Source organism: Pseudomonas sp. Tun-23181 (genome assembly GCF_057415455.1).
Genome location: NZ_CM171630.1, coordinates 1,360,634 through 1,387,299 on the forward strand (window position 1 = coordinate 1,360,634; position 26,666 = coordinate 1,387,299).

General features: G+C 67.1%; 21 protein-coding genes. 4 read left to right on the plus strand and 17 right to left on the minus strand.

The window, feature by feature from the left end:
- Positions 1 to 130: 130 nt before the first annotated feature.
- From ACDI39_RS06725 to ACDI39_RS06760, 8 genes are all read right to left on the minus strand, one after another.
- Positions 131 to 1,006 carry a DMT family transporter gene (locus ACDI39_RS06725; protein ID WP_225789692.1) on the minus strand — a complete coding sequence of 292 codons (876 nt, stop codon included), beginning with the start codon at positions 1,004 to 1,006 and terminating at the stop codon, positions 131 to 133.
- A 221-nt stretch (positions 1,007 to 1,227) separates the two neighbouring features.
- Positions 1,228 to 3,321, minus strand: coding sequence for a sensor domain-containing protein (locus ACDI39_RS06730; RefSeq protein ID WP_225789693.1), 2,094 nt, complete (start codon positions 3,319 to 3,321; stop codon positions 1,228 to 1,230).
- A gap of 163 nt (positions 3,322 to 3,484) precedes the next feature.
- Positions 3,485 to 3,985, minus strand: a complete 501-nt coding sequence (locus ACDI39_RS06735) for a GNAT family N-acetyltransferase (protein WP_253102798.1) — start codon at positions 3,983 to 3,985, stop codon at positions 3,485 to 3,487.
- A 92-nt stretch (positions 3,986 to 4,077) separates the two neighbouring features.
- Positions 4,078 to 4,833, minus strand: a complete 756-nt coding sequence (locus ACDI39_RS06740) for an ABC transporter permease (RefSeq protein ID WP_253102797.1) — start codon at positions 4,831 to 4,833, stop codon at positions 4,078 to 4,080.
- Positions 4,833 to 6,038: an ABC transporter substrate-binding protein gene (locus ACDI39_RS06745; protein WP_225789696.1), complete on the minus strand. Its 1,206-nt coding sequence runs from the start codon at positions 6,036 to 6,038 to the stop codon at positions 4,833 to 4,835. Before ACDI39_RS06745 ends, ACDI39_RS06740 begins: the two co-directional genes overlap by 1 nt.
- The gene (locus ACDI39_RS06750; protein WP_225789697.1) at positions 6,025 to 6,852 is read right to left on the minus strand and encodes an ABC transporter ATP-binding protein; all 828 of its coding nucleotides are present in this window, start codon (positions 6,850 to 6,852) and stop codon (positions 6,025 to 6,027) included. Before ACDI39_RS06750 ends, ACDI39_RS06745 begins: the two co-directional genes overlap by 14 nt.
- Positions 6,849 to 7,913 carry an acyl-CoA dehydrogenase gene (locus ACDI39_RS06755; RefSeq protein ID WP_368815236.1) on the minus strand — a complete coding sequence of 355 codons (1,065 nt, stop codon included), beginning with the start codon at positions 7,911 to 7,913 and terminating at the stop codon, positions 6,849 to 6,851. The genes ACDI39_RS06750 and ACDI39_RS06755 overlap by 4 nt, the downstream gene beginning before the upstream one ends.
- A gap of 47 nt (positions 7,914 to 7,960) precedes the next feature.
- Positions 7,961 to 8,521 (minus strand): carboxymuconolactone decarboxylase family protein, encoded by a 561-nt coding sequence (locus ACDI39_RS06760; RefSeq protein ID WP_225789699.1) that lies wholly within the window; start codon positions 8,519 to 8,521, stop codon positions 7,961 to 7,963.
- A gap of 102 nt (positions 8,522 to 8,623) precedes the next feature.
- Here ACDI39_RS06760 and ACDI39_RS06765 point away from each other — a divergent pair, with 102 nt between their 5' ends.
- The gene (locus tag ACDI39_RS06765; RefSeq protein ID WP_486538104.1) at positions 8,624 to 9,541 is read left to right on the plus strand and encodes a cupin domain-containing protein; all 918 of its coding nucleotides are present in this window, start codon (positions 8,624 to 8,626) and stop codon (positions 9,539 to 9,541) included.
- 67 nt (positions 9,542 to 9,608) lie between these two features.
- Here ACDI39_RS06765 and ACDI39_RS06770 read toward each other — a convergent pair whose 3' ends face one another.
- Positions 9,609 to 10,151 carry an RrF2 family transcriptional regulator gene (locus ACDI39_RS06770; RefSeq protein ID WP_225789701.1) on the minus strand — a complete coding sequence of 181 codons (543 nt, stop codon included), beginning with the start codon at positions 10,149 to 10,151 and terminating at the stop codon, positions 9,609 to 9,611.
- Between the two features lie 279 nt (positions 10,152 to 10,430).
- Between ACDI39_RS06770 and ACDI39_RS06775 the strand changes: the two genes are divergently transcribed.
- Together ACDI39_RS06775 and ACDI39_RS06780 are read left to right on the plus strand one after the other, a co-directional pair.
- Positions 10,431 to 11,633, plus strand: coding sequence for an NAD(P)/FAD-dependent oxidoreductase (locus ACDI39_RS06775; RefSeq protein WP_486538106.1), 1,203 nt, complete (start codon positions 10,431 to 10,433; stop codon positions 11,631 to 11,633).
- A gap of 274 nt (positions 11,634 to 11,907) precedes the next feature.
- A complete protein-coding gene (locus ACDI39_RS06780) occupies positions 11,908 to 13,518 on the plus strand; it encodes a methyl-accepting chemotaxis protein (RefSeq protein WP_410897083.1) in 1,611 nt (536 codons plus the stop codon).
- 56 nt (positions 13,519 to 13,574) lie between these two features.
- On the opposite strand, the gene ACDI39_RS06785 is transcribed toward ACDI39_RS06780, so the two are convergent.
- Positions 13,575 to 14,459 carry a LysR substrate-binding domain-containing protein gene (locus ACDI39_RS06785; protein WP_225789704.1) on the minus strand — a complete coding sequence of 295 codons (885 nt, stop codon included), beginning with the start codon at positions 14,457 to 14,459 and terminating at the stop codon, positions 13,575 to 13,577.
- A gap of 103 nt (positions 14,460 to 14,562) precedes the next feature.
- On the opposite strand from ACDI39_RS06785, the gene ACDI39_RS06790 reads away from it, so the two are divergent.
- Entirely contained in the window at positions 14,563 to 15,483 is a 921-nt protein-coding gene (locus ACDI39_RS06790) for a DMT family transporter (protein ID WP_225789705.1), read from the plus strand.
- A 28-nt stretch (positions 15,484 to 15,511) separates the two neighbouring features.
- Here ACDI39_RS06790 and ACDI39_RS06795 read toward each other — a convergent pair whose 3' ends face one another.
- The 7 genes from ACDI39_RS06795 to ACDI39_RS06825 form a co-directional block, all read right to left on the minus strand.
- Positions 15,512 to 16,216 (minus strand): HvfC family RiPP maturation protein, encoded by a 705-nt coding sequence (locus tag ACDI39_RS06795; RefSeq protein ID WP_225789706.1) that lies wholly within the window; start codon positions 16,214 to 16,216, stop codon positions 15,512 to 15,514.
- On the minus strand, positions 16,209 to 17,042 hold the full coding sequence (locus ACDI39_RS06800; RefSeq protein WP_225789707.1) for an HvfB family MNIO-type RiPP peptide maturase: 834 nt from the start codon (positions 17,040 to 17,042) through the stop codon (positions 16,209 to 16,211). Before ACDI39_RS06800 ends, ACDI39_RS06795 begins: the two co-directional genes overlap by 8 nt.
- Positions 17,043 to 17,117: 75 nt before the next feature.
- A complete protein-coding gene (locus tag ACDI39_RS06805) occupies positions 17,118 to 17,612 on the minus strand; it encodes an HvfA family oxazolone/thioamide-modified RiPP metallophore (RefSeq protein WP_486538110.1) in 495 nt (164 codons plus the stop codon).
- Positions 17,613 to 17,821: 209 nt separating this feature from the next.
- Entirely contained in the window at positions 17,822 to 18,370 is a 549-nt protein-coding gene (locus ACDI39_RS06810) for a DUF4174 domain-containing protein (RefSeq protein WP_253102793.1), read from the minus strand.
- A gap of 219 nt (positions 18,371 to 18,589) precedes the next feature.
- Positions 18,590 to 23,110, minus strand: coding sequence for an NEL-type E3 ubiquitin ligase domain-containing protein (locus ACDI39_RS06815; RefSeq protein WP_486538112.1), 4,521 nt, complete (start codon positions 23,108 to 23,110; stop codon positions 18,590 to 18,592).
- A gap of 85 nt (positions 23,111 to 23,195) precedes the next feature.
- Positions 23,196 to 25,556, minus strand: coding sequence for a DNA polymerase II (locus tag ACDI39_RS06820; protein ID WP_253080337.1), 2,361 nt, complete (start codon positions 25,554 to 25,556; stop codon positions 23,196 to 23,198).
- Between the two features lie 89 nt (positions 25,557 to 25,645).
- Positions 25,646 to 26,566, minus strand: a complete 921-nt coding sequence (locus ACDI39_RS06825; protein ID WP_225789712.1) for a LysR substrate-binding domain-containing protein — start codon at positions 26,564 to 26,566, stop codon at positions 25,646 to 25,648.
- Between the last annotated feature and the right edge of the window lie 100 nt (positions 26,567 to 26,666).

Sequence of the window (26,666 nt, forward strand, 5' to 3'; positions counted from 1 at the left end):
TCGCGGGGCCAGGGGAAAGACTAGTCGAGCTTGCGCAGAGGTCTAATAGAGCCAGTATTCAGTGGCGATAGCGTCACTCTGTCAGCGCCCCGAAGCGGCACTGCGCAGCCACCCCAGGGCGTGAGCGACGCTACTTGCGGTGCATCCAGGCGGCGCCCAGGCCGCTGAGGCAGATGATGGCGATGCCCACCAGGCTGGTGTTGTCCGGCATCTGGCTGAAGATCAGCAGGCCCAGCAGCCCGGCGAAGACGATCTGGCAATAGCTGAACGGCGCCAGCAGCGCCGGCGCGGCATGACGGAAGGCCTGGGTGAGCAGCAAGTGCGCGGTCATGCCGCATCCGCCCAGGGCCAGCATCAGCAGCGCATGCTCCCACTGCGGCAGTTGCCAGAAGAACGGCACCAGCGCCGTCATCACCAGGGTGTTGCACAGGCCGGCGTAGAAGTTGCTGGTGGTCGGGCTGTCATGGGCGGCCAGCTTGCGCGTGAGCAACTGGTAGAAGCAAAAACCCAGGGCCGAGCCGAAGGGGAACAGGATCGCCGGGGTGAACATCGCCCCGCCCGGGTGCACCACCACCAGCACACCGATGAAGCCCATCACCACCGCCACCCACTGCCCCAGGCTGACCCGCTCCTTGAGCAGCGGCGCTGACAGGGCCGTGACCAGCACCGGGGCGAGGAAGTTGACCGCCGTCGCCTCGGCCAGCGGCAGGTACTGCAGGCCAGCGGTGAACAGCAGGCTGGTGCTCAGCAGGCTCAGGGCACGCAGGGTCTGCAGCATTGGCCGACGGGTACGCAGCACGCGCAGGCCGGCCTTGGGCAGGAAGATGCCGGCCATCAGCAAGGTATGCACCAGGTAGCGCGCCCAGACCACCATGATGATCGGGTACAGGCCCCCCAGGAACTTGGACAGGGCATCATGGCTGGCGAACAGGAAGGTCGCCATCACCACCAGGGCGATGCCACGTAGCGGATGGTTGACCCCGGACAACGGTGTGCTGGAACTCATGGTGTTCTCGACGACGGCGCGGCCCGATGCTGCGCCTGGGAGGCGCCCTGGCCTGTGCGGGCCTGGGGCATGGGACGGATTCTAGAAGAGATGGAGCGGGATGAGAAACCCGCCAGGCCGTGGGGCCTGGTCCGGGAGCGGTTTCCGTTCGCTGATCGACCAGATTCTGGGGGCCTTGGCAAATGTTGGGGCCGCTTCGCGCCCCCAATGGCGGCGACTGACTACATAGCCGCGACACTCTTCAACCGCTGGCTCGCCGGTGCCGGTCGGCCATACAGGTAGCCTTGGAAATGCGAGCAGCCTTCGGCGGCCAGGCGCGCCATCTGCTCCCGCGACTCCACGCCCTCGGCGGTGGTCTTGATCATCAGGCTGTTGGACAGCTCGGTGATGGCGCGGATGATCGACATGGCCTCGCGGCTCTCGCACATGTCATGGACGAACGACTTGTCGATCTTGATCCGGTCGAAGGGGAACGAACGCAGGTAGCCGAGCGACGAATAGCCCGTGCCGAAATCGTCCAAGGAAATCGACACCCCCAGGTCCTTGAGCGCACGCAAGGTACGCACGTTCTCCTCGCTGTTGCCCAGCAGCACCGACTCGGTGATCTCCAGCTCCAGCCGATGGGGCGCCAGGCCCGAGTCAGCCAAGGCCAGGGCCACGCTGTGCACCAGGTTGGCGCTCTTGAACTGCACCGGCGACAGGTTCACCGACACGGTCTGCTCGCTGTCCCAGGTGGCCGCCTCCTGGCACGCCAGGTTCAGGGCGCGGGCACCGATCTCGTGGATCAGCCCGGTTTCCTCGGCGATGGGGATGAAGTCCATGGGCATGACCATGCCCCGGGTCGGGTGCTCCCAGCGCAGCAGCGCCTCGTAGCCGGTGACGCTACGGCTCTGCTGGTCCACCACGGGTTGGTAGTGCAGTTGCAACTGCCCCATGTGCAGGGCGGTGCGCAGGTCGGTTTCCACCAGGCGACGCTGACGCGCGGCGACATCCAGCTCGACCTGGAAGCATTCGTAGCGGTTGCGGCCATTGCGCTTGGCCTCGTACAAGGCCATGTCGGCATAGCCGAGCAACTGTTCAGCCTGTTCGTGATCGTCCGGGGCGATGGCGATGCCGATGCTCACGCCGACCGAGAACTGGTGGCCCTCGATGTGGAACGGTGGGCAGACCGCATCGATCAGGCGCTGGGCAGTGCTGCAGGCGGACTCGCGGCTCTCCAGCCCGACCAGGACCACGGCGAATTCGTCGCCCCCCAGCCGTGCCAGGGTGTCGTGCTCACGCAGCTCACGGCGCAGGCGCTTGCCCAGGGCACGCAGCAGCTTGTCGCCGAAGGCATGGCCGAGGGAGTCGTTGATGTTCTTGAAGTTGTCCAGGTCCAGGCACAGCGCTGCGGTCAGCTTGCCGCTGTCGTCGCCACGCACCAAGGCTTGCTTGAGCCGCTCGTGGAAGAGGACACGGTTGGGCAGCCCGGTCAGGGCATCATGATGGGCCATGTGGTGGATCTGGGCATGGGCGGCCAGCTCTTCGGTGGCGTCCTCGGCGATGAACAGCACATAGTCGGCCTGGCCTTCGCGGTTCTGGCTGAGCAGCGCGCGGCTACGCAGGATCCGCAGGCCGCAAGCGGTGTCGACGCGGGTCTCGGCGGCGTACCCCTTGGTGCTGCGCGCACCGCGGGCCAGTTGCTGCTCCAGGTACTGAGCGATGGCCGGTGTCAGGCATTCGTCGGGGCGAAGGCCGACCATGCTCGTCTGCTGTCCGCCGAACAGGCGCTCGGCCTGCTGGTTGGCCAGCAGGATGCGCTGGCTGTCGAGGTCCTGGGCGATGACGCTGGCGGGAATGTTGGCGATCACCGAATCGAGGAAGCGCGACAGGGTGCCGGTCTCCTGGCTGCATCGCTCGGCCAGTTCCTTGGCCTGGACCAACGCCTCCTCGTAGCGGCGGCGCTCGGAGATGTCACGGGTGGTCTTGGCGAACCCCACCAGGCGCCCATCGTCGTCGTGCACCGCGTCGATCACCACATGGGCCTGGAAGGCCGAACCATCCTTGCGCAGGCGCCAGCCAGTGGCCTCGAAGCGACCGGTACGGCGCGCCTGGTCGAGGTTCTGCTCGGGCACCCCGGCGTCGCGCTCGGCCTGCGGGTAGAACAGCGAATAGTGCCGCCCGATGATTTCCTGCGCCTCGTAGCCCTTGGCCCGCTGCGCCCCCGGGTTCCAGTTGGCCACCACCCCCTCGGGGGTCAACAGGCAGATGGCGTAGTCCGCTACGCTCTGGATCAACAACCGGTACATGATGTCGGGACTTGCGACTAGCGACATAGGCTTTACCTGAACCTGCGGCACGCACGGAAACGGATCGCCAGCCCGACAGGGCCGGGCCTGGATGATGACGTGCTGGCATTATGCCGCTTGTCGGATTTTTTTGTGAAGCAGCTCACATAAATCCGTCGCTGCGGCACCACCCGAACCCTGACCGGCGCCGTCAATGACGCGAGGCGCTCACCAGGAAATTCAACAGATCGGGCTCGTCTTCCAGCGCGATCGCCCTCGAGGCGCGTGGCAAGCCGGCCAGCACGGCCTTGCAGAACGCCACGGCCACCGGGTCCTGGCGATAGCAGCGCAGCAACCAGTCGCCCTCCCCGCTGCCCAGCAGCGACTGCGCCACAGTCTGGCCGATGCCCTGGCGGCGATATTTTTTCAGGATGAACAGGTCGGCCAGTTCGCTGGCCTCCAGGCCTGGCAGCTCACTGCGCTCGATCAGCACGAAGCCAGCGATGAAGCCGTCCACCAGCACCAGGCTGGCGCTCCAGCCGGGCGACTGCCAGTAGCGCTGCAGGTGTTCGTCGTGGATGTAGAAGCGGCCATCGGCCTCGACGTCCTCCTGTTCCCAGTCGGAGGACTCGTAGGCATAGAACTGGTAGAGGTTGCGGATCAGCTCGGCCTGGTCGGGGTGGGTCTGGAGCAGTTCGATGGGGGCAGGCATGAAGGGCTCGGGGTGGGCAAAGGGGTATTTTACGCCCGCATGCCCTGCGGGTGCCCAGGATTCTCATCCTGGGGCTGCTTTGCAGCCCAGATTCAGGCATGCACCCAGCGACGATGCAGGCTCCGGGCCAAGGCATCGAGCATGAACCCCAGCACACCGATCAGCAGCACCATGGCCATCAGCTCCGAATAGGCCAGCCGGTCACGGGTATCGAGGATGAAGTAGCCCAGCCCCGCACTGACCCCGAGCATCTCGCACGGCACCAGCACGATCCACAGAATGCCGATGGCCAGGCGCACGCCGGTCAGCACATGACCGATCACCCCCGGGATTATCACCTTGCACAGGGTTTCCCAGCGCGTGGCGCTGAGGCTGCGCGAGAGCTGCAACCAACGCGGGTCGAGCTGGCGTACGCCAGCGGCGGTGTTGAGCAGGATCGGCCACAGCGCGGCGAAGGCCAGGAGGAAGTAGATCGGCTGGTCGCCCACGCCCATCAGCATGACCACCACGGGCATCCACGACAGCGGCGAGATCATCCGCAGGAACTGGAACGCTGGCGTGGTCGCCGCCTCCAGGTGCCGGTAGCTGCCCACCAGCAGCCCCAGGGGCACGCCGATCAGCAGCGCCAGCAGCAAGCCGACCAGGATGCGCTTGAGGCTCACCCAGACATGCCCGTAGACCTCACCCTGACCGAGCAGCTCGACCAGGCTGGCCAGGGTCGCCTCGGGCGAGAAGCGCGCCGACAGGCCATCGGCCTCGCCGAACACGCCGACCCCCGCCCACCACAGCAACAGCAGGGCCGCCAGGCCAGCCAGGCCCAGGGCACCTTGTACGACGTGCTTGCGCATCAGACCGAAAACTCCTCGCTACGCTCGAACCCCTCGGGCTGGCCGAAGGCCGACAGGCCGCCCGCCGCGGCGATGGCGTTGCGCACGAAGCGGTCGTCCACCAGGTCGCGGGCGGTCAGGGTCGGGTCCAGGCCGGCCAGGAAGCTGCTGTCGCCCTCGATCAGCGTGTGCTTCAGGCGCTTGACCAGTTCCTCGGTGTAGCTGGGGAACGGATAGGGCTGGAAATCGATGCGCCTCTCATCCCACTGCTGGTGGCGGATCGCACCGCTGGCGATATAGCCCGCACGGTCCTCGGCGGCAGGCGCCAGCACCTTGCCGAGCACCTGCGGGGTGTGCGGGGTGTACTTGTTGGGGCCGGCCTTGGACAGCAACGCGGCCGCCTCGGCGCGGTGGTCGCGGGTCCACAGCTGGGCCTTGACGATGGCGTTGACCACCTTCTGCGACCACTCGGGGCGATTGGTCAGGTCGTGCTCGTGCATGAACACCACGCAGCAGGCATGGTTGCGCCAGACGTCGCCGGTGAAGCGCTGCACACGGCCGACTTTGAGGTCCTCGGCCAGCGCATTGAACGGCTCGGCGACGATATAGCCAGCGATGCGCTTGCTGGCCAGGGCCGGCGGCATGTCCGACGGCGGCAACACCAGCAGGTTGACTTCACTGCCCGCCAACTGCGCGCTGGCCGGCTTCGACACCGGCGTGAGGCCGTGGTCGCGCAACATCTGCTGCAGCACCACGTTGTGGATCGAGTACCAGAACGGAATGGCCACGGTCTTGCCGCCCAGCTGTTTCACGTCGGTAATGTCCGGCGCCACGGTCAGCCCCGAACCACCGACGTGGTTCCAGGCCACCACCTTGGCCGGCACCTTGCTGCCATAGCGCGCCCAGACCGTCATCGGCGACAGCAGGTGGATGACGTTGACCTGGCCGGAGATGAACGCCTCGATCACCTGCGCCCAGCTACGCAGCAGCACCGGGCGCTCGGCCTTGATGCCCTCGGCCTCGAACAGGCCATTGTTGTGCGCCACCAGCAACGGCGTGGCGTCGGTGATCGGCAGGTAGCCGATGCGCACCGGCGCGTCCGGCTCGGCGGCGGCGCGCGCCTGCAGGCTCGTCAGCAATGGCAGCGCCCCGGCGGCACTGAGCATGGCGCCGAGCTTGATGAAATCGCGGCGGGAAGTAGAGGAACAGCAGTCATCCATGCACATGGGCAGCCTCCGACGGCAATGGCAAGGGGGAAGAAGAAGGTTCGCTGATGCGGCTTGCCCGCCGAAGGGTCTTGAGGATCTCGATACGCAGCGCGCCCAGTTCCTCGACCCACTGCCCACGCGGTTGCGGCAGGTCGATGTGCCATTGGCCAAGGGTGTGCGCCGGGTGGTTGCCCAGTAGCAGGACCCGGTCGGACAACAGTAGGGCTTCGTCGATATCGTGGGTGATCAGCACCGCCGCCGTCCCGTGGGTGGCGATCAGTTGCAGGAGCAATTGCTGCATGTCGGCGCGGGTCACCTCGTCGAGGGCACCGAAGGGTTCGTCGAGCAGCAGCACCTGCGGCTGGCGCGCCAGGCAGCGTGCCAGGGCGGTGCGCTGGGCCATGCCGCCAGACAGTTGCGCCGGGTACTGGTTGCGCGCATGGGCCAGGCCTACCGCCTCGATGGCATGGTCGATGCGCGCGCGCTGCTCGGCCGCCGCCAGCTTTGGCTGGCGCGCGAAGTCCAGGCCGAAGGCGACGTTCTTCTCCAGGCTCAACCAGGGCAGCAGGCTCGGGTCCTGGAAGGCCACCGCCAGGCGCGGGTGCGGGCCCAGCAAGGGCTCGCCGTGCAGGGCCACGCGGCCACCCTGGGGCTGCTGCAGGCCTGCCAGTACGCGCAACAGGCTGGACTTGCCGACCCCGCTAGGGCCGAGGATGCTCACCACCTCGCCCGGCGCCAGGCTCAGGTCGAACTGTTCCAGCACCGCTTGCCAGCCACCTTCACGCGGGTAGCCCAGGCAGATGTCACGGGCTTCGAGCACTGCCTGGCTCATGCCGCGGCCGCCTGGCGTTGCAGTTCGGCACGCAGTTGCACCAGGCTCGGGGTGACGATCGGCACGAACGCCGACTCGCGCCAGCGGCGGGCGAAGCCGGCGCCATAGGCGTCCAGGTAGGCCTTGCCGCCGCTGGCCTGCAGCTCCAGCTGCACGGCATCGGCAGCGCTTTCAGCCAGGATGATGCGCAACTTGAACAGCGCCGCCGGCTGGCTGACGAAGCGGCCATCGAACAGGCCCTGCTTGAGTGCATCCACGGTATTCTCCAGGCGCTTGGCCAGCACCTGGCGGGCTTCTTCGAGGAACGAACCGCGCCCTTGCAGATGCCCACTCACCTCTTCCAGGGCACGTCGGGCCAGGCCGATGGCCATGCCGCACTGCAACGCCAGGAAGGCCGGCCGCACCTTGGGCAGGAACTCGCGGGCGTTCTCGTGCAGCAGCCAGTCACGGCCCAGCTCGACCTGGTGGAAGGCCAGCGCGGCGGTGTTGCTCGATTGCAGTCCCATCAATCGCAGGTCCTCGGAGCGCTCCACGCCCACCTGAGTGGACGGGATCGCCAGGACGAACGGCGCAGCACCGGCATCCTCTTCGACCGCCGCGGCAACCACGAAACCGCTCTTGCGCAGGTTGGTCACCCAGTGCAGGCGGCCTTCCAGCGTCCAGCCGGCGGCTTGGGGGCGGGCTCGCACCTGCAGGGCCTCGATGCCAGACAGGTACTTCATGGCATTGGACAACCCGGTAGCGCCAGCCAGCTCGCCCTTGAGCAGGTCCGCCAGCAGGCGTTCGCGCAGGGCCAGGTTAGGGCTTTGCAGCAGGTATTCGATGAACGCGCGCTGGCCCCAGCAGACGAAGGCCGCCGCCAGCGAACGGCTGGCGATGGCGGCGATGGCTTCCACCGCGTCGGTGATCTGGCCGCCCGAACCGCCCAAGGCGGGGTCGATGCCCACGCGCAGCAGCTGCGACTCGGCGATATGCCCCAGGACCAGGTGCGGGTCGCACTGGCCCAGGTCGATAGCCTCGGCATTGGCGTCCAGCCATTGCCGAAATGCGGAATCAAGCATGTCCCTTCTCCTTTACGAAACGCGGCCCGAACGGCACCGCGCGCGGCTCACGCCGACGGCTGCCAGCGGTATTTGCCGAGTTCGTCGTTGAGCGGCGTCTGCGCGAACACATTAGCAAAGTTGCACAGGGTTGCGAGGCTCACCCCGAGAATCACTTCCAGGGCGTTGCCCTCGCTGTAGCCGGCCCCGCGAAACGCCGCGTAGGTGGCCTCGCCGACATTGCCACGGGTGGCGATCACTTCGCGGGCGAATTCGGCCAGGGCCTCGTACCTGGCATCGGGCAGCTCGCCACGGGCACGCAGGGCGTCGACCACGTCCTGAGGCAGCTTGGCCTTGTTCAGGGCCACGGCGGTGTGGCCGGCCACGCAGAAGTCGCACCCGTGGTGGGTGGCGGCGATCAGCTGTACCACCTCGCGCTCGGCCAAGGACAGCTGCGACTTGCCGTTGAGCGCCGAGACGGTGACGTAGGTTTCCAGCGCCGCAGGGGCGTTGGCCAGGATACCCAACAGGTTGGGGATGAAGCCGGAGTTCTTCAGGGCGTTCTCGAGGAACGGACGCGCAGCTTCCGGGGCGCTCTGCAGAGTGTGTAGAGTAATGCGCGAGGACATGGCGTGGTCTCCTTTGGTGGGGGTGCGTACAGTCTGTTGGTTATAAGAATTACCCTCCATATTCATCAGTCGCCTTTCCTTGCTCCTGAGTCTTTGCATTAGATGATTTCATCCTGCCACCCTGTCGATTGGTTATTAGAGAGCCTGGAGCTCGATGCCAGCCTGTTCCATGTCGGCCGCTACTGCGGCGGCTGGCACGCCAGCACCCAAGGCATGGGTCGGGCGAGCTTCCACCTGGTGGTGCAGAGGCACTGCTGGCTGCACATCGACGGGCAACCCGGGCCCATACGGCTGGAAAGCGGCGATGCGGTGTTCCTGCTGCGCGACCTGGCCTATCGGCTGTCTGGCGACGAAGACCCGGCCAGCGCCTGTGCCCAACCACGCCAGACGATGCAGCCACTGGACAGCGAAGCCGGCGACGGCGTTGGCCTGGTCTGCGGCTTTTTTCATTTTCGCTCGGGGTTGTCGTCGCTGATCGTCGAAGGCTTGGCCGACTGGATCCTGTTGCGCGCCGCAGAGCCTGCGGGGCATGCCGCACGCTCGCTGTTCGAGCTGATCCTCGAGGAGTGCCGGCGCACGCCCACGCCGTCGCAGGCGCTGCTGGAGCGCTTGACCCACCTGTTGTTCCTGTATGTATTGCGCCAGCAGGTACACGCCGGGCGATCCTTGGGTGGGTTGGTCGCCCTCGCCCGCCAACCGGCCTTCGCGGCGTTGCTGGAGCAGTTGATCGCGCAGCCCGGTCAGGCCTGGCACCTGGAAAGCATGGCGGCCTGCACGGGGTTGTCGCGTTCAGCGTTCTTCAAGCGCTTCAACGAGCTGGCGGGGCAGTCGCCCGGCCGGGTGCTGCTGGCCTTGCGCATGCGCCATGCCTGCCAGTTGCTCAAGGCGGGGAATACCGTGGAGCAGGTGGGGGCGCAGGTGGGGTATCAGTCGGTGGCGGCGTTTACCCGGGCGTTCGCCAAGGCGGTGGGGGTGCAGCCGGGAGCGTACCGCAAGCGGCATGAGGCCCGGGCGGGCTGAAGACATCTGGGGCCGCTTGACTGACTGACCTCGAGGCAACCCCACAGGGCCGGTACTGCCATTACCCTTACACCTGGGTAACCGCGATCTCCCCCCCGCTCCCCTTGCCTTCCCGCCGCTCACTCATCCACTCATTGACCTTCACTCCGAACTCCGTCGGGGCCTTGCGCCCGAAACGCCGGGCCAGGTCGAGGATGGTCTGCTGCGCGAGCGCCTCTTCCATCCGCTTCTGCGCCCCCAGCATCACGGCATGGATGGCGCAGGTACCCTCGGTCGCCCAACCTGGCGCCGCGCCTTCGAACAGCGTGCAGCGCTCGCGGATTTCGCGGCAGTCGAAGATCTTCTTCGGCCCATCGATGGCGGTGACGATGTCGAGCACGGTGATCTCGTCGGACGGCCGCGCCAGACGAAAGCCCCCGCGCACGCCTTCGGTGGCGGCCACCAACCCCGCGCGCGCCAGCTTGGTGAAGACCTTGGCCAGGTACTCCTGGGGCACCCCCTGCAACTCGGCCAGGTCGCGCACGCTGGACTCGCGGGTATCGCCACGCTCGTCCACCAGGAACAGCAGGCAATGGAGGCCGTATTCGACGCCGGCACTGTATAGCGACATGTCAATCTCCGACTAATTTTGTCGTAAATACTACGCCTTCTCCTGCCGGCGAGCAAAGTGCCTTGGCGCCATCCGTCGTCTTTCTCGGCTCACGATACAGCCCTGTAAGCCCGGAAATACAGCATTATCGAAGGGGCCAGCGGGGCATGCAGGAAGACCTTCGGCGAAAAAAAGACTTGCCGTCACAAACTACGATCAATACAGTCGTAGTTATTCGGCAGGTACACGAATCCACGCCGTACACCTTTCACCCCCCATGCAATCCAGCGGAGCACCCTCATGAACCCACACATCCTGATCATCGGTGCCGGCTTCGCCGGTGTCTGGAGCGCCCTGAGCGCCGCACGCCTGCTCGACCAGGCCCAGCGCGGCGACGTCACGGTCAGCGTGCTCGCGCCCCAGCCTGAGCTGCGCATCCGCCCGCGCTTCTACGAAAGCGACGTACACGGCATGAAGGCACCGTTGGGCGCCCTGTTCGAGGCGGTGGGCGTGACCTTCATCCAGGGCCATGCCGACACCATCGACGTGGACGGCCGCAGCGTCGGCTACACCGACAGTCACGGCCAGCGTCAGCGGATCGGCTACGACCGCCTGGTCCTGGCCGCCGGCAGCCAGGTGGCACGCCCGGCCGTGCCGGGCCTGGCCGAGCATGCCTTCGACGTCGACCAGATGGAGTCGGCCATGCGCCTGGAGCGGCATCTGGTCGACCTGGCCGCGCTGCCCGCCTCCCCTGCCCGCAATACCGTGGTGGTCTGCGGCGGCGGCTTCACTGGCATCGAGACCGCCACCGAGCTGCCCGCCCGCCTGCGCACCATCCTCGGTAACGACGCAGCACCACGGGTGATCGTCGTCGACCGGGGCGTCAGCATCGGCGCAGCGCTGGGCGCGGGCATCACCCCGGCGATCGTCGCAGCCTGCGAGCAGGCCGGCGTGGAGTGGCTGGCAGGTACCTCGGTGATGGGCATCGACGCCGGCGGCGTGACGCTGGACAACGGCGACTACATCGCCAGCAAGACCGTGATCTGGACCGTGGGCGTCAAGGCCAGCCCGCTGACCGCCCAAGTGCCGGGCGAACGCGATGCCCTGGGCCGCCTGCGCGTCGACGAGCACCTCAAAGTGATCGGCCAGGCGCACATCTATGCCACCGGCGACGTGGCCTGGGCCGCGGTGGACGAGCGAGGCAACCATGCCCTGATGACCTGCCAGCACGCCATTCCCATGGGCCGTCACAGCGGCAACAACGTGGCGGCCGACCTGCTGGGCGTGGCACCGGTGGTGTATCGCCAGCCCAAGTACGTGACCTGCCTCGACCTGGGCGACTGGGGCGCGGCGTTCAGCGAGGGCTGGGAGCGTGAGCTCAAGCTGCAGGGCCAGGAGGGCAAGGCCCTCAAGCGCCAGATCAACTCGGTGTGGATCTACCCGCCGGCCGCCGATCGCGCCCAGGCCCTGGCGGCAGCCGATCCACTGATTCCGATCGTGTAGACAGACCCGATCGTCACCGGGGCCGCTTCGCGTCTCCCCTGCGGCTCGATGCCGCGAGGGGGCGGGAGGCGGCCTTCTGTCTATTGTCTGTATACAATTTTATTGGATACCTGTTCAATCGATAGTGGCTATATGGCATCATTCAGCAAAAACACCATCAACTCTAGGGACTTAACCCACATTTGCAGCCCGTCGAGAGCCTGATCACCCTCCTGTGCCGTCTAGCGCTCTTGGGGCTGCCAACGCCAAGGAGCATTCAATGCAACTCCGGAACATGAAGATCGGCATACGGGCCGCCGCCGTATTCACCCTACTGGGCCTGTTGGTCCTGGCCATGGGGTTGTTCGCACTCTACGAAACCCGCCAGATGGACCGTGCCACCGACGAGATCCGCGTGACTTGGATGCCGGCGGTCATCGCGCTGGGCGATGTCAGCAACAACCTCGGCCGGGCGCGGGCGCTGACCCTGCGCAGCGTGCTGGAGGAACAGCCCAGCGCCAGGCAGGCGACACTGGCCTCGATCGTCCAGGTCAACCAGCAGTTGGAAAGCGACCTGAACGCCTACGAACGCACCATCATCGCCGATGACGATCGCGCCCTGTTCGACACCTTCATGAAGCTGAGCGAGCGTTACCACCGGTTGCAGAAGTCGATCCGCGACGCGGTCGCCACCGACCGTCTCGACGAGGCCCGGCGCCTGATCAACGGCCCCCTGGCCGAATACGCCGACACCATGCTCCAGGCCCTCAATGCGCTGATCCAGTACAACGCCGACGGCGCTGAAACGGCCTCCCGGCGCAGCAGCAGTGTGTTCGAGCAGGCCTTCTCGCTGATCATCACCTCCCTGGTGGTGATCATCCTGGCCTTGGCGGCCTTCGCCACCCTGCTCACCCGCAGCATCGTCATCCCCCTGGCCGACGCCGTGGCCGTGGCCGAGCGCGTGGCCACCGGCGACCTGACCCGCGACATCCAGGTCCACGGCCGCGACGAGCCGGCCCTGCTGCTGCGTGCCCTGGCCCGCATGCAGCAGAGCCTGCGCGAGACCATCCGCAAGATCGCCGCCTCCTCGGACCAGTTGGCCTCGGCCTCGGAAGAACTGCACACAGTCACCGAAGACACCAGCCGCGGTCTGCACCAGCAAAGCGCGGAGATCGACCAGGCGGCCACGGCGGTCAACCAGATGACCGCCGCCGTCGAGGAAGTGGCCAACAACGCGGTGAACACCGCCGATGCCTCCAAAGGGGCCGATCAGACCACCCGTGATGGTCGCGACCAGGTCAACCAGGCCCTGGCTTCGATCCAGCACCTGGTCAACGATGTCACCGGCACATCCGAGGAAATCGAGCAACTGGCCAATAACGCCAACGAAATCAGCCGCGTGCTCGACGTGATCGGCGCGATCGCCGGGCAGACCAACCTGCTGGCGCTCAATGCCGCCATCGAAGCGGCCCGTGCCGGCGAGGCCGGACGCGGTTTCGCCGTGGTCGCCGACGAAGTACGCGCCCTGGCCCACCGTACCCAGCAGTCCACCGCCGAGATCGAGCAGATGATCGTCGGGATCCAGTCCGGCACCGAGCGCGCGGTCACGGCCATGCACACCAGCCAGGGGCGTGCCACCGGCACCCTGGAAGTGGCCCAGTCGGCCGGCCAGGCTCTGGAGGTGATCGCCGAGGCCATCGCCTCGATCAATCAACGCAACCTGGTGATCGCCAGCGCATCGGAGCAGCAGGCGCAGGTGGCCCGCGAGGTGGACCGCAACCTGGTCAACATCCGCGACCTGGCCATGCAGACCTCGGCCGGGGCCAACCAGACCAGCGCGGCGGCCCAGGACCTGTCGCGACTGGCGGTGGAGTTGAATGGCATGGTGGCGCAGTTCAAGGTCTGAGCCGCCTGAGGCAGGCGGGGCTGCTTTGCAGCCCCGGATGCGGAGTCACTGACAGCTCACTGCCCGGACAGGAACCCCACCAACTGACGCCCATGGGAGCTGAGGCTCTCCCAACCACGAAAACACACCCGCAACTCCAGCGTCGCCCAGCGCTCCTCCAGCGCCAGCCGGCGCACCGGCAGCTCCTGCTCGGCACGCAGGGCTGCCGTCTCGGGCAACATGGCGATGCCGGCGCGCTGGGCCACCAGTTGGGCGATGGCCTCGAAGCTCGGCGCACGCACCCGGACCTTCAGGGGCATGGCCAGGTTCATCGCCAGCTCCTCGACGAAGCGCTGCATGGCACGCTCGGCCGGCAGGCAGACGAAGGGAAACCCTAGGGCATCGACCAGCCGCAGTTGCCCGCGGGACGCCAACGGGTGGTCGGCGGGCGTCAGCAGGACCAGGCGCTCGGTACGAAACGGCAGCGACACCAGCCCCTCGTTGGCCAGGTTGCCGTCGTACACGCCGATCTCGCACTCACCGGCCAGCACCACGCGCAGCACGTCCAGGCTCTTGTGCTCGACCAGTTGCAGGTCCACCTCCGGATAGTCGGCCAGAAACGGCCCAAGCACCGCCGGCAGCAGGGTGCTGTTGGTCACGGTGGACGCGGCCAGGTGCAAGGTGATGCGCCGCTGGCCGGCCAGCTCCTGCAAGGTGTCCTGCAGCCTCTGCGCCTCGCCCAGCACACTGCGGGCGGCTTCGAGCACCAGGCGGCCGGCCGGGGTCAGTTGCATGCCGTCGACCCGACGTACGAACAGGGCAAGGCCGCAACGTTCCTCGAACAGCCGCAAGCGGGTACTGGCGGCCGACACCGCCACCGGGAAGGTCGCCGCCGCCTTGCTCAGGCTACCGGTGGCGGCGATGGCGGCGAGCAGGCGCAGGTCAGGCAGGTCGAAATGCATGGGGCTTCTCCAAATCAGAACACCATGTTCGATAAAAAGCGATTCTAGCGCCAGCGCCTTCTGCCCAGAATAAGCCTCGCCACTCCCCTTTCTCGGACACGCCATGCTCGCCATCCGCGCCCACTTGCAACGCCAACTGCACAACGGTGCCTTGTATGCCGTGCTCGCGGCCTTGGGTTTCAGCTTCAAGGCCATCTTCGTCAAACTCGCCTACGCGGCAGGCCCCGTGGACGCTATCAGCCTGCTGGCCATGCGCATGGGCATCGCGCTGCCCTTGTTCGTCTGGCTGGTGTGGTTCAGCCGTGGCTCGTCCAGCGCTGCCCTTGGGCTGGGGGATGGCCTGCGCGTAGCGCTACTCGGCCTGTTCGGCTATTACCTGGCCAGCCTGTTCGACTTCTATGGCCTGCAGTACATCAGTGCCGGGCTGGAGCGGCTGATCCTGTTCACCTACCCGACCCTGGTACTGGTGTTCCAGGCCGTCGCCCTGCGTGAACGGCCCAGCCTGCGCACCCTGTCGGCCATGGGCTTGTGCTACCTCGGCCTGGGCATCGCCTTCGTCCACGACCTCGGCATGTCGGGGGGCGGCCAGCAGGTGCTCGTCGGCGCGCTGTGGGTGTTCGCCAGCGCGGTGACCTATGCCCTGTACTACGCCGGCACCGGCATGATGCTCAAGCGCATGGGCTCCATGCGCCTGGCCGGGCTGTGTGGCACGGCCTCGTCGCTGATGGTGCTGGCGCACTACCTGCTGGTGGCGGACACGGCCCAGTTGTGGCAACTGCCGCCGGCGGTATGGACCCATGCGGCGATGATGGCGGTGTTCTCCACCGTGCTGCCGATCTACTGGGTAGCCCTGGCGATCCAGCGCATGGGCGTGACCCAGACCGCGGCGGTCGGCAACCTGGGGCCGATGCTGACGGTGCTGGCGTCGTGGGCGATCCTCGGCGAGTCGATCTCGGCCTACCAGATCGCGGGGCTGGCGCTGGTACTGTTCGGGGTGTCGCGGTTGAAGCCGGCCAAGCGTTGAGCCTCGCGCACAGCCGCTTTGGGACAACCTATCGCGTACCGACGATGATCCCCTGCCCGCGCAGAGCCTCGAGCAAAGCCAGCCCCTGACGCTGGATCTCTTCGCCTCCCAAGGCCTGCAACCGCTCGCGCCCGCTACCCTGGAGCCCTGCCAGCAACTGGTAGGCCAGCGGCGTCAGGCGGGCGAAGCGCACCTGCAGGTCGGCGTCGCGATACACCAGCAGCAAGGTGGGTGTATCGGGGGGCTCGGCAGGCTGGTAGCCGGGGCCGATGCGCTCCACCGGCCAGCGGTAGGCGAGCACCCGGGCCACGCAGGAGAGCAACGGCTCGCCTTCGAGCAGATCCCCCTCGGGCCGGTGCTCTGGGTCCTCGGCATCGCTCAGGTACAACTGCGCCTCCAACCATTCATAGTGGGCCAGTTCCAACTGCCAGGGTGCATCCGCCTCGATGCCGTGCAGGTAGTCGATGAACACCTCGGCGACCTCGGTGAACAGCGGCGTCTGGCTGCGATAGTGGGCATGGAAGTCACGCACCCGGGCATGCCAGCGGGCCTCGCCGAGGGTCTGGCGCATGACTGGGAAGCTGCCGGCCAGCAAACCCTCGATGGCGTTGTAGAACAGCTCCCGATAGACCTTCAGGCGCCGCGCCTCGATGCCCGGCGGTGGTGGATTGGCTGCGGGATCGCGCAGATGGCGGGCCAGGGTGAACTGCTGCTGACGCAAGGTTTCATTCATCGCGCACACTCCCTGCCGCCTGCTGCAACTGGCGGATGCGTGCCGTCTCGTCGAGCAGCGCGTCCAGGGGCGGGTAATTGAAGTCGCGCTCCAGCACCGTCGGTTGCACGCCGAAGCGCTGGCAGGCACTGGCGAACAATGACCAGACATCTTCTTTCACCGGCGCCCCATGGGTGTCGACCTTCAGGTCCGGTGCTTCGTCGTAATGCCCGGCCACGTGCATGCCGACCACACGCTCGACCGGCAGGCCCTGGAGGAACGCCAGCGCGTCATAACGGTGGTTGCAGGCGTTGACGACGATGTTGTTGACGTCCAGCAGCAGGTCGCAGTCGGCCTCCTCGAGCACGGCGCGAATGAACGCCAGCTCGCTCATGGCTTGGTAGGGCGCGGCGTAGTAGCTGATGTTCTCCACGGCGATGCGGCGGCCAAGCTGGTCCTGGGCCTGGCGGATGCGCGCCGCGACATGCACCACGGCCTCGTCGGTGAACGGGATCGGCATCAGGTCGTAGAGGTGACCATCGTCGCTGCAGTAGCTCAAGTGCTCGCTGTACAGGCGTACCTGGTAGCGCTCGAGAAACTGCCGGGTACGCGCGAGAAAGGCCTGGTCCAGCGGTGCACTGCCGCCCAGTGACAGTGACAGGCCGTGGCAGGCGATGGCGAAGCGTTCGGCCAGGCGTTCCAGGCCCTGGCCATAGGCTCCGCCGACACCGATCCAGTTTTCCGGCGCGCATTCGAGAAAATCCACCGCGCCGTCCGCCATCGTCAGCAGCTCGGGCAGCAGGCCACGGCGCAAGCCGAGGCCGGTGCGCAAGGGGTGGTCGTTCATGTTCGGTTCTCCACAAGGCGCTGCGACAAGGCCCCCACATCACCGCCCGCAGGCAGTCCGTGGGAGCCCGCTCGATCAGGACTCGCCAGCCAGGTGGCTGAACAGTCCCTCGGGCATCGGCTTGCCGTTGGCCTGGTAGAGGGCCTTGAGGTGGTCGTAGGCCTCCTGCTCGGAGATCACGCCGTCGTGGTTGCTGTCGATCTTGTCGAAGTCGGCGGCGCGGTCCTTGGCCACGGCGAGGAACTCCTCGCGCGAAACCTTGCCGTCACGGTTGCTGTCGGTACGGGCGAAGGAGGCATCGCCACACTTGCCCTCCCCGCACTTGCCCTCGGCCTGGCCGGCCTTGGCGCTACCGCCGCATTTGCCTTCGCCACACTTGCCTTCGCCCTGGGTGGCCTTGCCACTGCCCCCACACTTGCCTTCACCGCATTTGCCTTCGCCTGGGGTCTTGGCTGCGGCCAGTTGGTAGCCCTGGGCCAGGGGCTCGACAGCGAACGCGCTGTTGCCCAGGGCCATGCCGCCGAGCAGTGCGACGCTGAGCAGGCCAAGGGTGTTCTTCGAATGTTTCATGCTGGTGCTCCACTGTGGTTGAGAGGTGGAGCCATTTCGCCGCAGTGGTGTATCGCCGGTGTATCAGGCAGGTGGGCTTTCTGTATGGAAGTGGGTCGACCAGGTGGCTGGATACAGTCAGATACAGGCCACTGGAACATCGCCTCGCGGCTATCCGCGAAGGGTCGGGGGCGAGGCGTTGCCGGCGCCCCACCCCGCGCGGCGCATCTTCAGTCTTCCAGCGGCTTGGGCGGTGCCAGCGGCTTGGTCGGCTTGCCGGGCTTGCTGTCCTTGGCCTTCTCGGTGCTGCTGGCCACCGGCTCGGGCGCGGTCACCGCCTTCTCGCTGGCGGGAAGCTCGTCCACCGCCTTGAAGATCACCTGCGGGTCGAGCTGCGCGCCGCTGTCGTCATCCTTGAGCATGTGCCGCTCACCATCCTTGCCCACCAGGATCACCTTGGTGCCCTTGCTGGCACCAAGCTTGAGCTCGCGGATCAAGGCCATGGTGGTCTGCTGCTCGAGGTTCTTGTCCTCGCGCTTGCCCATCATGTTGGCGACGCTGTAGAGCACCAGGCTGCGCTCCTTGAACGCGGCCTGGGTGGCCGGGTCCTTGAGGGCCTCGTTCAGGCCGCGCAAGGTGGGGTCGGCGGTGCTGGGGGCGATGATGATCAGCGGCCTGGCCTTGCCCAGCTCCTTGGCCAACGGTGCATCGCTGTCCGCAGCGAGCAAGGGGCCGGCGACGGCGAGCAAGGTGGCGAGGGTCAGTGACCGGACGAGCATGCGCATCTCCTTATTGTCTCGATGAACCAAATGACTACAGATCGGGGAGAAAGATCCGGCCTGCGAGCCTAAACCACCTGCCTGGGCAGGTGGTCAGGTCAAAGGTAACTTCCGGTTTCCAGACCAGGCCTACGGCATCTCCGGAAAATGCCGACACCCGAACCTGAGCATAGCCGAAAGCCACCGGGGTCGCGGCAGGTGCTCGCCCTACCCCTCGCCTCAGGAGGCCCCCGGGGTGTCGTCACTGGCAGGCGGCGCCTCGGCCAGGGCGATGCGGGTCAGGGCCAGCATCCGCTCGCGCCGAGCCGCCTGGCGCTCGCTGCCGATGCTATTCATCCGCGCCAGGTATTGGCCCTCCGGCAACGCCGACGATCTCTCCATCAATGCCTCGACGCGGCGATGGAACGGCGCATCGAGGGCCTCGAAGACCTCGGCGTGGGCGCGTAGCAGGTGTTCCTGCCAGAAGTCCCGCTCTACCAGCGACTGCGCCAGGCGTTCCGGCGTCTGCAGTGCCAGCACGCGCTCCCGGGCCTGGTCGATGCGCGACCGGTCCAGCCCGGCAACGTCGGCGTAGGCCATGTCGGCAGGTTGCCCCGGCAGGTCGAGCGCATCACGCAATGCCAGGCGGTAGGCCAGGCTTACCTCGATCTCGTCCGGATCGCTGCCAGCGGCCCGGCGCGCCTGGATGTCCTCCAGGGCGATACGTTCGACCTCGTCCAGCCGCCACAGCTGGCGGCCCAACCGTACCAGGGCCTGCTCCTGGCCACCGGCGGCCGCGTCGACCCGCGCCTGCCAGACCAGCATGCGCAGTTCCAGAGCGCTGAAGCTCAGGATCACGCTGTCCTGGCAGGTCAGGGGCATGCGCGCTTGGTTGAACAGCTCGCTGCGCAGCCCTCCGTAGCGGCACATGCTCTGCAGCAGGGTGAACACCCGGTTGGCCAGGGCCTGGCGATGATCGCGAAAATCCACGGTTTCCAGCAGCCGCGCGAGCATGGCGAAGAAATCGTCCGCACCGTCCTCGGCTTCCAGCTCGTCCCACGTCGAGGACTGCACGGCCCGTTGGACACTGTCGGCGGCGTCGAGCCAGCGTCGGCGCAACGACATCGAGGAAGGGCCCGCCACCTGCGGCGCCGGCATGCCATGGGCCTGGGAAAAGGCCTCCAGGCGTTGCGCGGCCTGTTCGTCCAACGGGTTACCCGTCAGCATCACGGTACGCCCCACCCAGATCGGCGCACGATAGAAACGCTCCGGCAGCGTCGTGATCTGGTTGTCGCGCAGGTCGGCGATGGTCAGTTCCAGGCGGTCCATCAGGGCGGGCGGGAGTTCGTTGATCCCGGTGGCGCGAAGGTACAGACGCCGCAAGCGGTCCAGCCGGTACAGCGGGAAGGTTCGCCCCAGCGGGTTGCGCGACAGGTTGATGAACTCCAGCATTTCGCCGTTGGCCAGGGTCATGGCCTGCTCGGTGTCGAGCACGACACGGTTGTCGTACAGGTCCAGCTCACGCAGCGATGTCAGCGCCTCCAGGCCCGGCGGCAGGCGGGTCAAGCGGTTGCTGGCCAGCTCCAGAACCTGCAGGTTCGGGAAAGCGCCCAGGAAACGCTGTGGCATTTCCCGCAGCCCCAAGCCCATCAGCGATAACTCATGGATGTGGGGGAAACTCACAGCCTCGGGCAGCTCGGGCAAGCGTTCCAGGCTGAGCGCCCAGATACTCAGGCGATATCCCGTCGCTTGCCCACGCTGGTCGAACAACTGCGGCCCCCGGCGCTGCCAGCAACTGAGCAGGACCTGGGCGAAATGCCGCCGCTCGCGGCGCTGCATGCCGCTGGTGGGCTGCTCGCTCCAGGCCCGCAGGTGGTCATCCAGTGCCTCGAACTCATGCCCCAGCCGGGCGAGTTCGCTCTCCACCTGCCGGCCCGAGCGCCTCACCTCCTGCAACCAGGCATCGATCTGCGCATCGTCGAACGTCGGATACACCGCCCGCACCCGGGCGAACAGCGCCTGCGGCCTACCCCGCGATGCGCCCCGGCCACTCAGCGGATAACCGACTCGGCCATCGTCCAGGCGCCGTGGAGGCCGGAACCAGCCGATGGGCTCGCCCTGCCCCAGTAGCCGTGCGACCGCCTCACGCTGGCGCGCCGCCAGCCGCCCCACCAGCACCCGCAGGTTATGGGCGAAGGGCTCGCCGATGCCCATGGCATCCCGCTGGCGGTCGCCGTAGGCGGCGGCGATGACCTCGAACAGCTCCCCCCAGCCGGCCAGCACCTGGCCCTGCTCGTCGAGCAACTGGAAGCGGCCATCGCGGTGGAGCAGGTCGAAGCCGCCGCCCTCCTCGCCCTGCTCCAGGGCCAGCAGCAATGGCCCCTGCACGCTACCCTCGAACAAGCGCCAGCGCCCCGCCGGCGCGCCCGGCAGTTGCCTGGCCATGGCCAGGGCCACACGCGCCAGGTCGCCCGTCTGCAAGGTGTCCAGGTACAGCGCCTCGAATACCCTGGCCACACGTATCTGTCCCACGCTCGTCCTCGCCGACTCGGCCAGGCGCAGCGCAACCCGACCAGTGTCGAGCAAGCGGCGCCGGTCCGCGACCCGGGCCGCCTCCAACAACGCTTCGGCAGCCCGGCCATGCAGGCCGGGGAATGCTCGGCGCAGGGTCGCGACACCGGGCTTGTCGCGGCCCTGGGCGCTCTCGTACAGGCGCTGGAACAATGGCCTGCGCAGGTTCCAGGCCAGCTCTGCCAACCCCTGGTCTGGCAGCCCAGCCGCCCCGGGCAAGGCCTGGGCATGCTGCAGCACGAAGCGGTCGCTGACCGGCTCGCCGCCGCGCAGGCGGCCGACCAACTCACGGATACGCTGCTCGAGCAATACCCGCTCGACGCTGTCGACCAACTGCGCCTCGGGCGCCTGCCCCTGGACATGCAGCGCACGCAGGTGACTGGCCTCCAGGCCATGCGCCGTCATGAGCTGGTCGATCTGTTCGTCGTCGAGGCGCGCGAACGGGCCACCCAGGCGGCGGAACAGGCGATGAGGATCGTCCCAGCGGGCCGGCTGCTCCGACCACAGGCGCCAGGCACCGGCACCGTTGTGGCATAGCAGCGGCCCATGGCCGCCCTGTGGGCGCAATTGCCAGCGGCCATCACCGGCGCGCTGGACGATAGGGTAATGATGCCCGTCCATCTCGATCCAGGCCTGTGCCCCCAGGCGGTGGATACCCTGCGCATCGGGCACGGCTTGCGGCGGTGGCGCCTCGCTGCGAAAGGCCGCCAGGTCAAGCTTGTACAAGCGTGTGCTGCCGTCCTCCAACTGCGCCGGCAACAGGCTGTCGACAAGGCTGGAGCGGGACCAGGCGTTGCGCACCAGGGTGATGCCCGCAGCGGTAGCGGCGACTACGGCAAGGTCGATGGCGACATTGAACAGGTGCTCGAGCGCTTCGCTGGTTTCCCCCTCGTGCCAGGCCTCGATACCGTGGTAGACCTCGCCAAGCAGCGCCCAGGCGCTCACCGCCAGCAGCGCCGCGCCGATCACCGGGACGAACAACCCGGCGAGGTTGAGCAGGGTCCAGCCTTCGGCTGCCAGGCGCTGGGCGTGCTCGCGCTGGACCTGGCGATCGACCTCGGCCTTCGGCACCGCGATCATGGCGGCATCGTCCTTGATCTGGCCGATGCGCGCCCGAGCCAGGCTATCGAACAGCGGCTCCGGGTAGGCATGCATGCGCGCCTCCAGGTCGATGTTGGCCAGCTCGGACACCCCCTGGTAACCCTGGACCACGCTGGCAAAGAAGCGCTGGCTGTCGCGCCGCCGCACGAAGCGGCTGAAGAAGCCTTGGTACTGCGGGGTGCGCAGGCGCTTGCCCAAGGCATTGGCGAAATGACGCAAGTCCGGAAACGCCTGCCAGGGTGCCTGCGGATCGTCCGGGATATGCACCAGTACCCGGCGGCTGGTGCTGTACAGCGGGCTGAGGCTTTCATCGCGGACATCGAGCACGACGATCTGCTCCAGCGTGCAACCGAGCAGGCTCAAGCGCTTGGCGATGACCGGGCTGCCCTCGAGCGTGGGCGCGCGATGCAGGCCACACAGCCGCACCAACAGCTGCAGCTCGGCCTCGTTCAACGCACCCTTGATCCTGGCCACATGGGCATCGGCCAGCATGCCGTAGCGCCGTGCCCGCGCCAGCAACGACAGCACCTGGCGGCGCGCCTCGCCGTCGGCCGGTTCGAGGATACCCTGCAAATGGCGCTGGTAGCGCCCACCCAGGTCGAGTTCACGGCACAGGCTGGCGAACTGCTGCGCGCACGGCAGCTTGGCCTGGGCATCCAGCGGGTCCACCAGGCCGTTGCCGGGCAACTGCCCCCCTGCCTCGGCTTCTGCCGCGGTGAAATTGCGCAGCGCGGCCTCGAACAGGCTGATCTCGGTATAGACCGGCACCGTCACCGGATAGCCGATCGGCTGCGAGGTGATCACCGGTTCCCGGTGCCCCAGGCGAAAACGCAGGCGATGAATGTCCAGCGCTGCGCCGAAGCGCGCCCGCAACGCCTGGACCAGCAAGGGCTCGGCGAAGCAGTCGATGCCCTGCAGGCCTGCAAGTAACTGCCGAACCCGCTGGCGAAAGTACAGGCTCAGGCCCATGGCATCCTGCAACGGTGCCAGTTGCTCGACGCTCGCCGAGCGCAGCCAGTACGGCAGACGCGCACCGATGAGCGCGTCCTGGGCTGCCGCGTATGCCGAAGGTGGAGTGTGGGTGACCATCGATTGTCTCTCCTGGGTGGCGGAAAAGGCAGCACCCTAGGCCGTGCGAGGCGGCGGACGGCGTTAGAGGGGTAATACCCGCGGGTCAGAAGAGCAGTAGCTGGCGATCGGTCAGGGCCGCGAAATCATCGCCCACGAACGGCAGTATGGCGTCCGCCACCGGTTGCAACTGGCGGCTCAGGTAATGCTCGTGGTCGATCGGCGACTGCAGGTTCTCGAGGGGTTCGGGGCCCGAGGTGGTGATGACGTAGCTGATCCAGCCACCGTTCTGGTACTGCCGGGGCCGGCCCAGGCGGCTGTTGAACGCATCGGCCAGCCGTGCGGCGCGCACGTGGGGCGGCACGTTGCGCTGGTAGTCGGCCAGCGGCCTGCGCAGGCGCTTGCGGTACACCAGCAACTCGTCCTGCTCACCGGCCAGGGTGCGGCGCACATAGTCACGGACATAGTCGCGGTAAGGCTGGCCACGGAAGATCCGCCCGTAGAGCTCCTGCTGGAACTGCCGGGCCAGGGGCGACCAGTCGGTGCGCACCGACTCCAAGCCCTTGAACACCAGTTCCTCGCGCCCCTCGCCGCGCTGTACCAGGCCGGCGTAGCGCTTCTTGCTGCCCTCGTCGGCACCACGGATGGTCGGCATGAGAAAGCGCCGGTAGTGGATCTCGAACTGCAGCTCCAGGGCGCTGTCCAGGTCCATCGTCTCGCGCAGGTGTTGCCGCCACCACTGGTTGACCTCGGCGACCAGGGCCTGGCCGATGCGCGCGGCGGCCGCTTCGTCATGGGCCTCTTTGAGCCAGACGAAGGTCGAGTCGGTGTCGCCGTAGATCACGTCGAAGCCACGGGCTTCGATCAGGGCGCGGGTCTGGCGCATGATCTGGTGCCCGCGCAGGGTGATGGACGAGGCCAGGCGCGGGTCGAAGAAGCGGCAACCGCTGGAGCCGAGCACGCCGTAGAAGGCGTTCATGATGATTTTCAGCGCCTGGGACAGCGGCGCGTTACCGGCCCGCTTGGCCGCCTCGCGCCCCTGCCAGACCCGCTCGACGATGGCTGGCAGGCAATGTTGGCGGCGGGCGAAACGCGCCCCACGAAAGCCCTCCACGGAATCGGCGTGATCCGGCTGGCGCAGGCCCTCGACCAGGCCCACCGGGTCGATCAGGAAGGTACGGATGATCGAGGGGTACAGGCTCTTGTAGTCGAGCACCAACACCGAGTCGTACAGGCCAGGCCGCGAGTCCATGACGAAACCGCCGGGGCTGGCTTCGTCCGGGCGGCTGCCCAGGTTGGGGGCGACGAAGCCCAGGCGGTGCATGGACGGGATGTACAGGTGGCAGAACGCGGCCACCGAGCCGCCACTGCGGTCCACTGGCAAGCCGGTGACGGTGGAACGCTCGAGCAGGAACTCGAGCAGCCGGGTATGGGCGAAGATCCGCGTGACCAGCTCGCAGTCCTTGAGGTTGTAGCGGGCCAGGGCCGGCTTGTCCTCGGCGAACATGCGGTTGATCTCGTCCATGCGCTGGTACGGGGTGTCGATGGCCTTGCCTTCGCCGAGCAGGGCCTGGGCGACGCTTTCCAGGCTGAACGAAGGAAAGCTCCAGGTCGCCGCGCGCAGTGCCTCGATGCCATCGATCAGCAGGCGCCCCGGCGCATCGGCGAACACATGGTTGCGCCCGCTGTGGGCACGCAGGCCCAGGGGCGCGCCGTTGCGGCCGAGGGCCAGCGGTACCTGCAGGCGCGTGGCGTGCTCGTGCAGCAGGCGCAGGTCGAACTGCACCAGGTTCCAGCCGATGATCGCATCCGGGTCATGGCGGGCCAGCCACTGGTTCAGGCAGCCGAGCAACTGGGTACGGTCGTCGCAATACTGCAGGTCGAAATCCAGGTCATCGGCCTGGCCGTTGGCCGGCCCGAGCATGTAGACCTGGCGCTGGCCGCAGCCCTCCAGAGCGATGCTGTAGAGCTCGCCGCGCTCGCTGGTCTCGATGTCCAGCGATACCAGGCGCAACGCCGGGCGGTAATCCGGCAAGGGCTTGAGCTGGGCATCGCAGAGCACGCCCTGGGCATCCGGGCGACCGCTGAACAGCACCGGGGCGGTGATGAAGCGCTCCATCAGGTAGCGCTCCGGGGGACGGATATCGGCTTCGTAGACGTCGATGCCGGCACTGCGCAGGCGCTGTTCGAGCTGGATCAACTGACGGTGCTGGCGGCAGTACAGGCCCAGTACCGGCCGCTGCTCGAAATCGCGCAGGCGCAGGGGCCGCAGCTCGACGCCCCGCTCGTTGGCCAGCAAGGCACGGGCGCGCACGGCATGCGCCAGTGGCACGAACGCCACCGACTCCTGCGGTGCCAGGCGCAGTTGCCGTGGGCCTTGGTCGGTGGCGAGCCAGAACTCCACGCAGGTCCCCTCGGGCGTGTCATGCCAATGCCGGGTGAGGACAAAGCCCTGCTGCAACTCCACCGCGTCGACCTCGAATCGTTTTGCTCAAGCGAAGGAAGCATTCTACCGCTGAATGCCAGAGATGGGCTGCGCAGCAGCCAGCAGGAACCTCAGCCGTACAGGTAGTCGATGTCCTTGTGCGCCAATGGCGGCACCTGGCTGAGCAGGAAGTCGCGCAGCCGGTGCATCTGCCGCGCCTTGGGGCTGGCCTTGAGCCAGGTCATGTAGTAGCCGTCGCCGGTGGCCACCGCATGCTTGAACGGCATGACCAGCCGCCCTGCAGCCAGGTCGGCGCTGGCCAGCACCAGGTCGACCACCGAAATGCCCAGGCCCTGCTGGGCTGCCGAGATGCCCTGGTCGAGCGTATCGAACACCTGCCCCCTGTCGATGCTGATGTCCAGCGCATCCATGCGCGCCAGCCAGCGCCGCCAGTCGCGCCGGTCCGCGGAGGGGTGCAAAAGCTCGCAGCGCTCCAGCACCGCCAGGTCCGGCTTCGGCTGGTCCAGGTACTCGGGATGGCACACCGGGATCAGCCACTCGTCGAACAGCTTGAGGCTCTCGACGTCGGCCGGGAAACGCCCGCTGCCCAGCAGGATGGCGCAGTCGTAGGGTTCGGAATAGAAATCCACCGTGTCGATGTCCATCCACACGCTCGAGAGTTGCACGCTGCAGCTGTTGTCGACCTTCTTGAAGGCATCCAGCGCCTTGAGCAGCCAGCGCACGGTGAGGGTCGAGGGGGCCTTCAGGCGCAGGCCGTAGCGGTCCTGGCGCAACAGCGCGCAGGCGTTCTCGATGATCTTGAAGCCGACCTTGAGCTCCTGCGCCAGCAGCCGGCCGTGCTCGGTCAGGCGCAACTTGGGGCCGCGCCGCTCGAACAGGTCGCAGCCGAACAGGGTCTCGAGGGTCTTGATGTGGTGGCTGACCGCCCCCTGGGTCAGGGCCAGCTCCTGCGCCGCCCGGGTGAAAGAGCCGTAGCGTGATGCCACTTCAAAGGCACGCAGGGCATGCAGCGCCTGGATCCGTTCCGACATTCGCAGCGTCCGAAGCATGAGTGAAGCTAATAGTAGGTCATAGTTCCAGGCGTTTTACAACCTGGGGGTGTTCTCAGAAAATGCAGGTAAACAATAAACA